This is a genomic window from Aeromonas sp. s7(2024) (assembly GCF_040907825.1).
Taxonomy (GTDB): Bacteria; Pseudomonadota; Gammaproteobacteria; order Enterobacterales; family Aeromonadaceae; genus Aeromonas; species Aeromonas veronii.
In genome coordinates this window covers 232,674-244,730 of sequence record NZ_JBFOCM010000023.1, presented here as the reverse complement: position 1 = coordinate 244,730, position 12,057 = coordinate 232,674, and the positions used below count along the sequence as shown (strand labels likewise).

The following is a 12,057-nucleotide window of genomic DNA, read 5'->3' as shown; positions in this document are numbered from 1 at the left end:
TTACATGGAAGATATGGCAAAGTAGCGGCACCGTCGCTGCTGCCTGACAACAAGGCGAGTAACATGGTGAGTGCCTTGGAGCTATGGCAAGGAGAGAGCTCCCGCCTGCAAGTGTGTCGCCAGCGTCACCGGCCGCATCGAAGAAGAAAAATTGCGCATAGCGAAAAGAAGAAGAGAGGAGAGGGGAAAGGTGCGATGTATCCAGAAAGGGCTGCTGTTATCTCTTTGCCTGCTGCTGGCCGCCTGTAGCAGCCGTTATGACGAGAGCCACGGCGGCAGCTGGCGCGGCTATAGCGAAACCGGCTATGCCAGCTATTATGCCGACCGCTATCACGGCAAAAAGACTGCCAGCGGCGAGATCTATCGCAACAACCTCAATAGCGCCGCCCATATGGAATTGCCCTTCGGCTCCATGGTGCGGGTCACCCACCTCGCCAACGGCAAGAGCGTAGTGGTCAAGGTCAATGACCGCGGAGCCTTTAAAAACGGGCGTATTATCGATCTCTCCATATCGGCTTTTAGCACCATCGGCAATATTCGCGACGGGATTATCAAAGTAAAAATAGAGGTGCTCTAGGCTGGGTGAACCCGTTTATACACGAAAATGGATGTTGATGAATGATATTGGAAGGCTGACATCGACCAGTCAGCCTTTCGGTAGATAAAGATATAACATTGATATGGATCAATATTTAATTCAGCTAAAAATGGATTTGTTATCAATGGAAAAAATCGATGATCGTGATTGATATTTATTTTAGCTTATCTCGCCTGTTCGGCCTTACTATGGGTCAAACGGAGGGATTAGTGATGATTATCTATGGTAAATATGGTGGTGCAGCGCTGAGAGCTGTTCATCTGATGGTACAGAATAATTACGGTCATGTCACCGCCTGGGATATGGCTATTGCTGAAGCATTTGGTGATGATATCAGTACAGGAAAATTTAAAAATAATCCAAAGGTAACTTTTCTGACTCTTTGCAGTCTTGGTTGTATCAGTTGCATCATGCCAGTTCATTATGTAGCTGCGACCAAAACCAGAGCATATGTATTGGCTGCCATTGATTTATTGTCACACAAGGATATTACCAAACCGATCAATCCCGAGCAGTTATGGCTGGAGGTAATCTCGGCCTGTAAGAGCGGCAAGGTTGTGAAGCATAACAATCAGATGGATGTCATTCTGACACTCTGGTATGCCGGTGTGCTCAATCCCGAGTGGGATAGGGATGCCATCAGGATAGATTATCGACGAATATAAAAAAGCCAAGGTAATGAATACCTTGGCCATGAAACATCAATTGGTTCTGGTCAGGGATGCACTATCGGAGTGTGCGAATGGCTTGCCATACACCATCAGGTTGGTGGTTTGACTGTATTTGAGGAGATCTTTCTCTGAGAAGTCCAGAGTCATCGAGAAATCCGTGGTGGAATCATTAATGGTCATATAATTGCTTTCCGCAATACCGCGCTTGCCCGTCTTGAACTCGATTTTGTTACCCGCTTTGCCTTCAGTGACCACACAGACTGCACGAGGTATACAGTATGAGTTGTAAACGAGCTGATTGGTCTTGTCATAAATCAGATAACCGCGTTGGTCATGAAATTTCCCATTATCACTTTTTCTGAATACTTCCTGCTTGTAATACATGGCTACCAGATATTGTTCGCTGGCATTTTTAGCATCGGCAGCCGGTTCAAAAGTAATGACTTCGTAAAAGGGTTCCACTGCCGGCCCCCCTTTGCCAACTTTGCTACCCTCCTGACCGGGTGCTACATCTACACCACCAGCATCGGTGCTTTTCCATGTGCCAGCCAACTGAGCTAATGGACCAAAATCCAGACCGTTGATAATAGTGCTGGACTCTGCGTGAGCGAGCGTGGCACAGGTAATTAATGCTATGGGTAAGATAACTTTATTCATTATGATAACTCCATCACTAATAATGACTTGCGAATAAATATGTTCAGCAAAGTAATTGTTATAACGGACCAAGGATGTGGTCAATGATATTGAGTGATGGTGGTTCGTTTTTGTGAGGTATGATTTGCTTTTTCGTGGCTAAATAAATTGAATTTGATATAAGACAATGTTGTATTTTTTCATCGCGCTTCCTCAGATATATCGTGATAGAGATAAAGGAACATTGACATGATGCGATGATCATTATGTCTCCGGCGTGAATATTTCACTCAACCCCATCAATTGAAGGCGATAGCCACTAACTTTGCGGCACCCTGACCCCTTTATCGAGATAGAGGCTGCTGTAGTGGGCGCGGTGGGTGACAAACATCACCTGATGGCGGCTGCCGTCGGAGAGGATAATAAAATCCCCCGCCTGGGCAGGGCTCTGCAAGGTGATCTCCTGCTCGGGGGCGGTCAGGCGATCGACATCTTCCTTGAAGGTGAGGGTGTAAGAGTACATATGGCGCTCCACTGCTGGCTCATATCAAACACTCCGTTGAAGGTAGTTGCTGGCATGGGCGCGCGCGGCGCCCGATTGGCGCTGTTAGACCAAATATCAGCGATGAGAACGTGCGTGGCTTCAGTCGGGTTGTTCTGCTGAGGTGCGCTTGAGGCGTTTACATCAAGGCCATTGGTATCAAAACGATGGTAAAGGGGCGAAAGGGGGATGAAAAAACCGCCTATTGGCGGTTTTTCTTATGCGATGGGCCCTACTTCAGGGCCTTCTTCAGCTTCTTGATCTTGCCTTCATGCTTGGCAATTTTCTCAAGACGAGCGGCGATCTTCTTCTTGAGCTCTTTCTTGCTTGCTTTGGCCATCGGTGGCGCTCCTTTGCAGTGGGGACACATCAGGTGTCAGTGTGGGTCTTCCCTTTGACGTCCCAGAGTGCCACAGGGATCCTTTGTGAACCAGCACTCTGTTGCTTTAATAGCCTGTGTTATGGCTGCAAGGGGTCGAGCCAGCGCAGCAGTTGTTGGCCCACTTGCGGGCTGGCGAGCAGGGCCATATGACTGGTGCGATAGACAATCAGGTTATGGCCGGGCAGGAAGGCAAGCTGATGGCGCGCCTCGCTGTGCTGGCCGAGGGCGCTGCGAAGGGGCACCAGTCCATCGCCAATCAGCCGGTCGGCCAGCAGGCTGCGCTTGGCGGCAGTGGTCGCGGCAATGGCATAGCAGTTGACGCCACCGGGCAAGGGGAGTGGGACGCGAGGATCGCGCAAGGGCGCGGCGGGGTCGGGTTGGGCCACTTCATCGACCACCTTGCCGTGGCGCAGATCCTTGATGCCAGCACTGCGCAGCCGCGCCAGTCTGACGAAGGGCTCGCTGTAGGCGGTAGCGGGCAGCAACTGCTCCAGCCAGTGACCGGCGTGTTCGAGCGGTGCGCCGTGGTGTGGTGTGCCGAGAAATATCAGGTTGGCAAGGTGCGCAGGCCAGGTGAGCCCGGCCACGCCGGCATGGTGGCAGGCGCTGCGGGCAACCAGTCCCCCCATGCTGTAGCCCATTATCGTTATCTCTTTGAGCTCTCCCGGCCAGTGGGCGAGCAACTGCTCCAGCAACAGGGCAAGTTGCTGCCCGTTTTGTGTAATGGGCAGGCCCGAGTTGTAGCGCAGGTAAAGAGGCTGATAGCCAAGCGCGGCGGCAAGTTGCTCCCCGTGATTGACCGGTTTGCCTTGATGCTCGGTCTTCCACTGCAGATCGTTCATGCAGAGGCCATGGATCATCAGCAGCACCCGTCCCTCGCGGGGTAGATCCTCCGGCATTGCTTGCCAATCGAGGGGCTTGCCCTGATAGCGCAGGATCATGGGGGTGGCGAGAGCATTGTGGTGCTCGACCAGCTTGTCCCCCAACACGCCGTTGAGCGTGGCGATCAGGGCCGCACGTTTCGGGGTTTCGGGGAGCTGGTGGGGCGGCGGTGTGGCTGGCAGCCGGCTGAGCAGTTCGTTGATGCCGCTGCCCAGGGTGTTGGCGGCACCATGTACCCCCTTGTAGACCAGCCCGGTGATCCCGGCTGTTTTTCCCTCATCCCGTCCCTTGAGCCCCATACTGCTCAGTACCGCCTGATGCACTGCTTCGGTGAGCACTACCGCGGCGGGCAGCGCCAGAGTCAGCAGGTGCGCCAGTTCGCGGATATCCGAAAGATGCCAAGAAGAGGATGGCGAGGGGTCTGTGGCGTCGGTCATGGCAAGCCCTTGTGGAAGCGGGTATCGCGTTGTCGTGCCGCGAAGAGCGCAGCGTATCTCTATATCAAACCAGCTTGCTCCCTTTGTGGCGGGTTTACCAGTAACGGGCCATGCATGGCGGGGCTGATAAGAACCGCTTGCGAAGCCGGTCACGGTAATGACAGGGAAAATCACCTCTACTTCGTCATATGAAGCCACATGGAGAGGTAAGGATGTCGCTGTTTGATGAGGTGCGGGTACAGGATTTGTGTGCACGGTTGCTCGATAGCCAGAACGAGAAGGGCTGCTCTCTTGAGAGCCGGCATGGTAGGGAGCTGAAGGAGCTGTTGCAGGCGGTGGGCGGGATCCAGCCGGTTGGCCGAGGTGCTCATTATGTGTTGACCGACGCGGGGCGGACTTTTCTGACCGGACAACTGGCACGGGCTGCGCCCCCCGAACCGGACAAGGGGGAGCAGCTGCAACGTCTGGGAGTGAGTTTGCCTGCACGGCTCAATCAGGCCTGCTTTTATGCCCTCTGGCATGGGGACAGCAAGCATCCGCGGTCTGCACCCTTTGCAGCGCCACAGCTTGCGAACTTGTCGCTCACGCAGGATGAGGTGATCCGCATCCGTTCCCTCGACCCGCTCTCACTGGTCGATCGGCAAGGTCAGCAGCACGATATGACGGCAATGATGGCGCTGCTGGGGGAATTGGCGTTGCCGGAGCGGACTCTGGGCACGCTGGCGGCCATCGGCTGGCAAGGGGAGCGGGTCATTACGGTGGAGAACAAGGGGGCCTTTGTCGACTACCCACTGCAACCCGGGCAACTGCTGCTCTTTGCTCCCGGTCGCAATACCACCCTGGCCAAACAGCTGATCCCGCTGCTGCCTGCGGGCGTGCAGTGGGCCCATTTTGGCGATCTCGATCAACGGGGTATCGATATTGCCATCGAGCTGGCGCGCGAGCTACAACGTCCTGCCATGCTCTGGCTCCCCTGTGAGTTGCAACCTTATCTGGAGCACTATGCCCGTCCGGTGCGCACCTTTGCGACGGACAGTGGCAAGGTGCCCTGGCGTGTGACGACGCAGGCTGATCAGGTCGATGATCATGGCACGCCGACAGGCGTTCCCTGGCTCGATAAACTGATCACAGACGGGACTTGGCTGGAGCAGGAGGTATTGATTCTGGCCCCTCACTGGCGGAGCTGGTCATTGGAAGCGATGGGCAATCAGGTGTGAAACGGGGAGCCCGCGCTCCCCGTCATTTCGTGGTCAGCTGTTTACTTGGCGTTGATGGGCCCCTTGGTGCCGGCATCATTATCGACCCAGCCGTCTTCACCCTTGATGCGGCGATCACCCTGAATGGTGTAGATGACCATGCCATCCTTGAACACCAGCGCGCCATCGGATTTCTTGGCATTGACCTTCTTGTCGTTGACCCACACCTGATCCTTGCCATCGATGCGGATATTGGCCACGGTGGCGCCGGTTTGGGGGAAGGTGGCGATCCAGTTGCCCGCATAGGGGCTGTCGCTGGTTGCCGCGGCCGGAGCATTGCCAACACCGGCTGCCGCGTTCTCAGCCTTGGTTTTGTTGATATCGCAGCCATTGAGCTCGCTCACCTGAGTGCAGCCCGAGCGCTCCAGCTTCTGCTCATAGCTCAGATTCAGACCGCCCTCCGCGGCTGGGGCGGCCGCGCTAAATCCCGCCTTGGCATTTTCCGCTTTGGTTTTGTGAATGTCACAGCCCTGCGCCTCGGTAACCTGGGTGCAGCCGGATCGCTCCAGTTGCTCGGCATATTTGGCGCTGATGGCGTGGACAGGGGCGATCCCGAGCAGGGTCAGGGTGATGAGCAGAGCGGCATTCCTGGACATAGATAATCCCTCAAAGATGTAAGTCATGCAGGTTCTTCCGCGCAGTTGCGGCAGTAAACGTCGTCCTCTCCTGAGCATCCGAGAAAGATGCGCAGCTGGCGTATTCACGTTAGCACCTTGGGCCAACCGCGCCCAGCGATGTGGCCGGAAGATAAGGCGAGAGGTGATACGGGAGTGCAGGGGAGGCGAGATGGCCGAGACATTTCTGCAGAAGAGCTCGTAACAAAAGAGCAAGGTGCTGCACGGCATTATCATAATGATAACGACAGCCCCGCTGATATCATTTCAGCCCCTGAAACTGACCTTTGATGATAATTCTCACCGATGCCGAGATATCGCCACTGATTATTATCACCCGGCTTTTTTATCGCTCGGCCACCCCATCCATCTTTTTATGGAATAAACCGCTGAAATAGCCGCTGATTTTGTGGGTGGCATCACACACTTTCGCAATTTATTAATATCTGCCTGCATTTTATTGGTTTGGCACGGTTATTGATTGCCTCATATCGACGCTAACCGACGCGCTCACCCACAACCGGGATGCTGGTGACATCGTGAGTGAAAGGGGAGCTATCCATATCTCATCCAATGATTGGGGCGAACGATGAAAGCAGTTAACGAATTAATCAAAGAGATCAGAGCACTCAAATCCAACCTGCATGAAAAAGATTTTCTGCTGACCTGGGAGCAAACACCTCAGGAGCTGGAGCTGGTATTGAAACTGGCCGAATCCCTCAAGACCCTGCGCGCCGAAAATATCTGCACCAAATTGTTTAACAGCGGGCTCGGTATCTCGGTTTTCCGCGATAACTCCACCCGAACCCGCTTCTCTTACGCCTCTGCCCTGAATCTGCTCGGTCTGGCCCAGCAGGATCTGGACGAGGGCAAATCCCAGATCGCCCACGGTGAGACCGTCCGTGAAACCGCCAATATGATCTCCTTCTGCGCCGATGCCATCGGGATCCGTGACGACATGTTCCTCGGTGCCGGTAACGCCTATATGCGCGAAGTGGGCGCCGCACTGGATGAAGGGTTCGAGAAGGGGGTGCTCCCCCAGCGTCCGGCGCTGGTCAACCTGCAGTGCGACATTGATCACCCGACCCAGTCGATGGCTGATCTCGCCTGGTTACAGGAGCACTTCGGTAGCCTGGAGAGCCTCAAGGGCAAGAAGATTGCGATGACCTGGGCTTACTCCCCGAGCTACGGCAAGCCGCTCTCCGTGCCACAAGGCATCATAGGTCTGATGACACGCTTTGGTATGGACGTGACCCTGGCCCACCCGGAAGGCTATGACCTGATCCCGGACGTAATCGAAGTGGCCAAGGAGAATGCCAAGGCCTCCGGCGGCAGCTTCCGTCAGGTCACCTCCATGGAAGAGGCGTTCAAGGACGCCGATATCGTCTATCCCAAGTCTTGGGCCCCCTACAAGGTGATGGAGCAGCGCACCGAGCTGCTGCGTGCCAATGACCACGCCGGCCTCAAGGAGCTGGAGAAACATTGTCTGGAGCAGAACGCCAAGCACAAGGATTGGCACTGCACTGAAGAGATGATGAAACTCACCAAGGGGGGCGAAGCGCTCTATATGCACTGCCTACCGGCCGATATTTCCGGCGTTTCCTGCAAAGAGGGCGAAGTAACCGAAGGGGTATTCGAGAAATACCGTATCGCCACTTACAAAGAGGCGAGCTGGAAGCCCTATATTATTGCCGCCATGATCATGGCCCGTAAATTCTCCGCCCCGGCAGAAACCCTGGAAAATCTGATTAAAGAGGCGCAAAAGCGGGTGAAATAAATAATGGCAGGGCAGGGTGAATATTCATCCTGCCCACACTGTCGAACCCATTATTTTGAGTTTTCTCTCCGTGTTATCTGAATAACGGATCTCCCGGCGAGGCAGCTCTTTGTCAGGTAACGCCTAGTGAGGTAAGCATGTCCCAATTTTCTTTGAAGATGGATATTGCCGATAACCGCTTTTTTACCGCCGAGCCATCTCCGCTGTTTTCTCGCGCCGAAGCACAAAAGGCTCGCGCTTTTCATAAAAAACTGGCCGGTTATGAACCGACCCCATTGTGCGACCTGAAAGATCTGGCCGCCTATATCGGGGTGAAAAATATATTGGTCAAAGACGAGTCAAAGCGTTTTGGCCTCAACGCCTTCAAGATGCTGGGTGGCGTTTATGCCATCGCCAACCTGCTCTGTGAAAAGTACGGGGTGGCCGTCGAGGATTTCTCCTTCGATCTCATCAAACGCACCATCAAGGAGCCGATGACTTTCGCCACCACCACAGATGGCAATCACGGTCGCGGCGTTGCGTGGGCCGCCAAGCAGGTGGGCCAGCATGCGGTGGTCTACATGCCCAAGGGCTCCGCCCAGGAGCGGGTTGACCACATTCTCAATCTCGGTGCCGAGTGCATCGTTACCGACATGAACTACGACGACACCGTGCGCCTGACCATGAAGATGGCCGAAGAGCGCGGTTGGCACATCGTTCAGGACACCGCCTGGGAGGGGTACACCAAGATCCCGACCTGGATCATGCAGGGTTACTCCACCCTGGCCGACGAAGCGGTCGAGCAGATGCAGGATATGGGCATCAAGCAGCCGACCCACGTGCTGCTGCAAGCCGGGGTCGGGGCGCTGGCGGGCGGGGTGCTCGGTTATCTGGTGGACTGCTTCGGGGCGAAAAATCTGCACAGCATCGTGGTCGAGCCGGATCAGGCCGACTGCATCTACCGCTCCGGCGTGGCGGGGGAGATGGTCAACGTGGGGGGCGACATGCGCACCATCATGGCCGGTCTCGCCTGTGGCGAACCCAATCCGCTTGGTTGGCCGCTGCTCAAGAGCTGCACCACCCAGTTTATCTCCTGCCACGACAAGGTGTCGGCATTGGGCATGCGGGTGCTGGGCAACCCTCTTGGCAATGACCCCCGCATCATCTCCGGTGAGTCCGGCTCGGTTGGTACCGGCGTGCTGGCGGCAGTGCGCCACCACCCGGATCGCGCGGCGCTGATGGAACGTCTGGGGCTGGATAGCAACTCGGTGGTACTCATCATCAACACCGAAGGGGACACCGATGTGAAGCACTACCGGGAAGTGGTGTGGGAAGGCAAACATCCTGCCTGCGATTAACCCCGGCTGTGGGTAATCCCTGCGAGAGCAGAGACACGAATTGAAGCATTGATCGCGCCTCGCCAACGGGGCGCGGTAACGGGCACAGGGCGCTGCCGACGAACAGGCCGCGCACTCTCAGTTGTTATGGAGAATCACAATGAGCAAGCAAATTCCGTTTGAAATGGTGTTGGAGAAGGCCTACCAGTACAAGGCCGAGATGAGTCAGTTCCTGCGCGACATGATTGCCATCCCGAGCGAGAGCTGCGATGAAGAGCGCGTCGTGCTGCGCATCAAGCAGGAGATGGAGAAGGTTGGCTTTGACAAGGTCGAGATCGACCCCATGGGCAACGTGCTGGGCTATATCGGCCACGGCCCGCACCTGATTGCCATGGATGCCCACATCGATACCGTGGGCGTCGGCAACATGGCCAACTGGAAGTTTGACCCCTATGAGGGGATGGAAGATCACGAGATCATCGGTGGCCGCGGCGCCTCCGATCAGGAAGGGGGCATGGCCTCCATGGTCTATGCGGGCAAGATCATCAAGGATCTGGGACTGGAAGATCAGTACACTCTGCTGGTGACCGGTACCGTACAGGAGGAGGATTGCGATGGCCTCTGCTGGCAGTACATCATCGAGCAGAGCAAGATCCGCCCCGAGTTCGTGGTCAGTACCGAACCCACCGACTGCCAGATCTACCGTGGCCAGCGTGGCCGCATGGAGATCCGCATCGATGTGCAGGGGGTCAGCTGCCACGGCTCTGCGCCGGAGCGCGGTGACAACGCCATCTTCAAGATGGGCCCCATCCTTGGCGAGCTGCAGGAGCTGAGCCACAACCTCGGCAATGATGACTTCCTCGGCAAGGGCACCCTGACCGTCTCCGAGATCTTCTTCACCTCCCCAAGCCGCTGCGCCGTGGCAGACAGCTGCGCCGTCTCCATCGACCGCCGCCTCACCTGGGGTGAAACCTGGCAAGGGGCGCTCGACGAGATCCGCGCCCTGCCTGCGGTGCAAGCTGCCGGGGCCGAGGTCTCCATGTACCAGTACGACCGTCCGGCCTACACCGGTCTGGTCTATCCGACCGAGTGCTACTTCCCGACCTGGAAGGTGGAAGAGGATCACATCACCGTCAAAACCCTCTCCAAGGCTTATCGCGAGCTGTTCAACAAGGAGCCGGTGGTGGACAAGTGGACCTTCTCGACCAACGGGGTCTCCATCATGGGTCGCCACGGTATTCCGGTGATCGGTTTTGGCCCGGGTAAAGAGCCGGAGGCCCACGCCCCGAACGAGAAGACCTGGAAAGAGCATCTGGTCAAGTGCGCCGCCATGTACGCCGTGATCCCCATGCTCTATCTGGCTGAGCTGGACAAGTAAGGGGTCTGCCGGGTGGTGACTGCCATCGCCGCCCGGCTGTCGCAAGTGTGGCAAGTGCCCCGTCTCCATTGAGGCGGGGCTTTGCTGTTTGAAGTGATGTTCGAGGTGGTGGGGATGAAACGGCTGATCAAAAACGGTGTGCTGGTCGATGCACAGGGTGAATATCGTCAGGATCTGCTGATCGATAACGGGGTGATCCGCGCGCGGGCCACCGCTATCCAGCCCGATGGCGAGACCGAAGTGATCGATGCCAGCGGCTGTTATGTGATGCCGGGTGGCATCGACGTCCATACCCACTTCAACATCGACGTAGGCATTGCCCGCAGTTGCGATGACTTTTTCAGCGGTACCCGTGCCGCCGCCTGTGGTGGCACCACCACCATCGTCGATCACATGGGATTTGGCCCGGCGGGGTGTAACCTGCATCACCAGCTGGTCCGCTATCACGACTATGCCGCCGATCAGGCGGTGATCGACTACAGCTTTCACGGCGTTGTCCAGCATGTGGATGACGCCATCCTCCACGAGATGGCCGCCATGGTGCAGGAGGAGGGGATCAGCAGCTTCAAGCTCTATCTCACCTACCAGTACAAGCTGAGTGATCACGACGTGTTGCGCGCCCTGGCCCGCCTCAAAGAGGTGGGGGCGCTTGCCACCGTCCATCCCGAGAACGATGCCGCCATCGCGGCGCGCCGTGCGGCCCTATTGGCCGCAGGCCACTGTGAGCCCTGGTTTCACCCGCAAAGCCGCCCGCTGGAGTGCGAGGCGGAGGCGGTGGCCCGGATGATCAATCTGGCGGGGCTCGCTGGCAATGCGCCGCTCTATATCGTCCACCTCTCCAATGGCTTGGGGCTGGAGTATCTGAAACTGGCGCGCCGGCAGGGGCTGCCGGTCTGGGTGGAGACCTGCCCGCAATATCTGCTGCTCGATGAGCAGTGTTATTACAGGGAGAACGGGGTCGACTATCTGCTGAGCCCGCCGCTGCGCTCGCGCCGCGAGCAGGACAAGCTGTGGGTTGGCATCGCTGCGGGTGACATCGACACGGTGGCGACCGATCACTGCAACTTCTCTCACGCCCAGCGCATGACCCTCTCGGGGGGCGATTTCAGCCGCTGCCCCAACGGCTTGCCCGGGGTCGAAAACCGGATGCTGCTGCTGTTTGCCCACGGGGTGCTGGGCGGGCGCATCTCGCCGTCGCGCTTCGTAGCTCTCACCAGCGCCAACCCGGCGCGCCTGTTTGGCCTCTGGCCGCGCAAGGGCAACCTGCAAGCGGGGTCTGACGCCGATCTGGTGCTGATGGATCCCCGCGGTGACACCCTGATTTCCCATCCACTGCTGCACGACAACGGCGACTACAGCCCCTACGAGGGGATGCGCTGCCCCGGCCAGCTCAGGATGACCCTCAGTCGCGGCGAGATAGTGGCCCGCGACGGCGAGTTTACCGGACAACGGGGGCATGGCCGTTTTCTGGCCAGAGCGCCCTTTGATCCGGCGTTGGCGCCGGAGCTGCACTCGCCTTGCCCCACAGTGACCGGCTGACAATCCGTTCGAAACACGCAGAGCAGCAAG

Annotated in this window: 11 protein-coding genes; 7 read left to right on the top strand and 4 right to left on the bottom strand. The window is 57.0% G+C overall.

Features of this window, described 5'->3' with window-relative positions; translation table 11 throughout:
- Positions 1-190 precede the first annotated feature (190 nt).
- Both AB5Y73_RS10800 and AB5Y73_RS10795 read left to right on the top strand, forming a co-directional pair.
- On the top strand, positions 191-577 hold the full coding sequence (locus AB5Y73_RS10800; RefSeq protein WP_181294872.1) for a septal ring lytic transglycosylase RlpA family protein: 387 nt from the start codon (positions 191-193) through the stop codon (positions 575-577).
- Positions 578-735: 158 nt separating this feature from the next.
- Positions 736-1,263 carry a hypothetical protein gene (locus AB5Y73_RS10795; RefSeq protein ID WP_234829655.1) on the top strand — a complete coding sequence of 176 codons (528 nt, stop codon included), beginning with the start codon at positions 736-738 and terminating at the stop codon, positions 1,261-1,263.
- 36 nt (positions 1,264-1,299) lie between these two features.
- Here AB5Y73_RS10795 and AB5Y73_RS10790 read toward each other — a convergent pair whose 3' ends face one another.
- From AB5Y73_RS10790 to AB5Y73_RS10780, 3 genes are all read right to left on the bottom strand, one after another.
- Positions 1,300-1,926 carry a heme-binding beta-barrel domain-containing protein gene (locus AB5Y73_RS10790; protein WP_042055942.1) on the bottom strand — a complete coding sequence of 209 codons (627 nt, stop codon included), beginning with the start codon at positions 1,924-1,926 and terminating at the stop codon, positions 1,300-1,302.
- A 298-nt stretch (positions 1,927-2,224) separates the two neighbouring features.
- Complete coding sequence (locus AB5Y73_RS10785; RefSeq protein ID WP_005352285.1) at positions 2,225-2,428, bottom strand: hypothetical protein; 204 nt, start codon at positions 2,426-2,428, stop codon at positions 2,225-2,227.
- A 477-nt stretch (positions 2,429-2,905) separates the two neighbouring features.
- On the bottom strand, positions 2,906-4,147 hold the full coding sequence (locus AB5Y73_RS10780) for a triacylglycerol lipase (protein WP_107683047.1): 1,242 nt from the start codon (positions 4,145-4,147) through the stop codon (positions 2,906-2,908).
- Positions 4,148-4,359: 212 nt separating this feature from the next.
- On the opposite strand from AB5Y73_RS10780, the gene AB5Y73_RS10775 reads away from it, so the two are divergent.
- Positions 4,360-5,364, top strand: coding sequence for a Wadjet anti-phage system protein JetD domain-containing protein (locus tag AB5Y73_RS10775; RefSeq protein WP_107683046.1), 1,005 nt, complete (start codon positions 4,360-4,362; stop codon positions 5,362-5,364).
- Between the two features lie 41 nt (positions 5,365-5,405).
- Here AB5Y73_RS10775 and AB5Y73_RS10770 read toward each other — a convergent pair whose 3' ends face one another.
- Positions 5,406-5,999 carry a hypothetical protein gene (locus AB5Y73_RS10770; RefSeq protein ID WP_107683045.1) on the bottom strand — a complete coding sequence of 198 codons (594 nt, stop codon included), beginning with the start codon at positions 5,997-5,999 and terminating at the stop codon, positions 5,406-5,408.
- A 607-nt stretch (positions 6,000-6,606) separates the two neighbouring features.
- Here AB5Y73_RS10770 and ygeW point away from each other — a divergent pair.
- From ygeW to hydA, 4 genes are all read left to right on the top strand, one after another.
- Complete coding sequence (ygeW, locus tag AB5Y73_RS10765; RefSeq protein ID WP_005336811.1) at positions 6,607-7,794, top strand: knotted carbamoyltransferase YgeW; 1,188 nt, start codon at positions 6,607-6,609, stop codon at positions 7,792-7,794.
- A 137-nt stretch (positions 7,795-7,931) separates the two neighbouring features.
- Positions 7,932-9,131 carry a diaminopropionate ammonia-lyase gene (gene dpaL / locus AB5Y73_RS10760; protein ID WP_107683044.1) on the top strand — a complete coding sequence of 400 codons (1,200 nt, stop codon included), beginning with the start codon at positions 7,932-7,934 and terminating at the stop codon, positions 9,129-9,131.
- Positions 9,132-9,270: 139 nt separating this feature from the next.
- Positions 9,271-10,488, top strand: coding sequence for a YgeY family selenium metabolism-linked hydrolase (locus AB5Y73_RS10755; protein WP_040070003.1), 1,218 nt, complete (start codon positions 9,271-9,273; stop codon positions 10,486-10,488).
- A 114-nt stretch (positions 10,489-10,602) separates the two neighbouring features.
- Positions 10,603-12,027 carry a dihydropyrimidinase gene (gene hydA / locus AB5Y73_RS10750; RefSeq protein ID WP_118854775.1) on the top strand — a complete coding sequence of 475 codons (1,425 nt, stop codon included), beginning with the start codon at positions 10,603-10,605 and terminating at the stop codon, positions 12,025-12,027.
- Positions 12,028-12,057 lie beyond the last annotated feature (30 nt).

Bases quoted from the DNA above. Each gene is read 5' to 3' on its own strand.
- AB5Y73_RS10795 (WP_234829655.1), top strand. From the start codon at position 736: ATGATCGTGATTGATATTTATTTTAGCTTATCTCGCCTGTTCGGCCTT.
- AB5Y73_RS10755 (WP_040070003.1), top strand. From the start codon at position 9,271: ATGAGCAAGCAAATTCCGTTTGAAATGGTGTTGGAGAAGGCCTACCAG.
- AB5Y73_RS10780 (WP_107683047.1), bottom strand. From the start codon at position 4,147: ATGACCGACGCCACAGACCCCTCGCCATCCTCTTCTTGGCATCTTTCG.
- AB5Y73_RS10790 (WP_042055942.1), bottom strand. From the start codon at position 1,926: ATGAATAAAGTTATCTTACCCATAGCATTAATTACCTGTGCCACGCTC.
- ygeW (WP_005336811.1), top strand. From the start codon at position 6,607: ATGAAAGCAGTTAACGAATTAATCAAAGAGATCAGAGCACTCAAATCC.
- AB5Y73_RS10785 (WP_005352285.1), bottom strand. From the start codon at position 2,428: ATGTACTCTTACACCCTCACCTTCAAGGAAGATGTCGATCGCCTGACC.
- AB5Y73_RS10775 (WP_107683046.1), top strand. From the start codon at position 4,360: ATGTCGCTGTTTGATGAGGTGCGGGTACAGGATTTGTGTGCACGGTTG.
- AB5Y73_RS10770 (WP_107683045.1), bottom strand. From the start codon at position 5,999: ATGTCCAGGAATGCCGCTCTGCTCATCACCCTGACCCTGCTCGGGATC.
- dpaL (WP_107683044.1), top strand. From the start codon at position 7,932: ATGTCCCAATTTTCTTTGAAGATGGATATTGCCGATAACCGCTTTTTT.
- hydA (WP_118854775.1), top strand. From the start codon at position 10,603: ATGAAACGGCTGATCAAAAACGGTGTGCTGGTCGATGCACAGGGTGAA.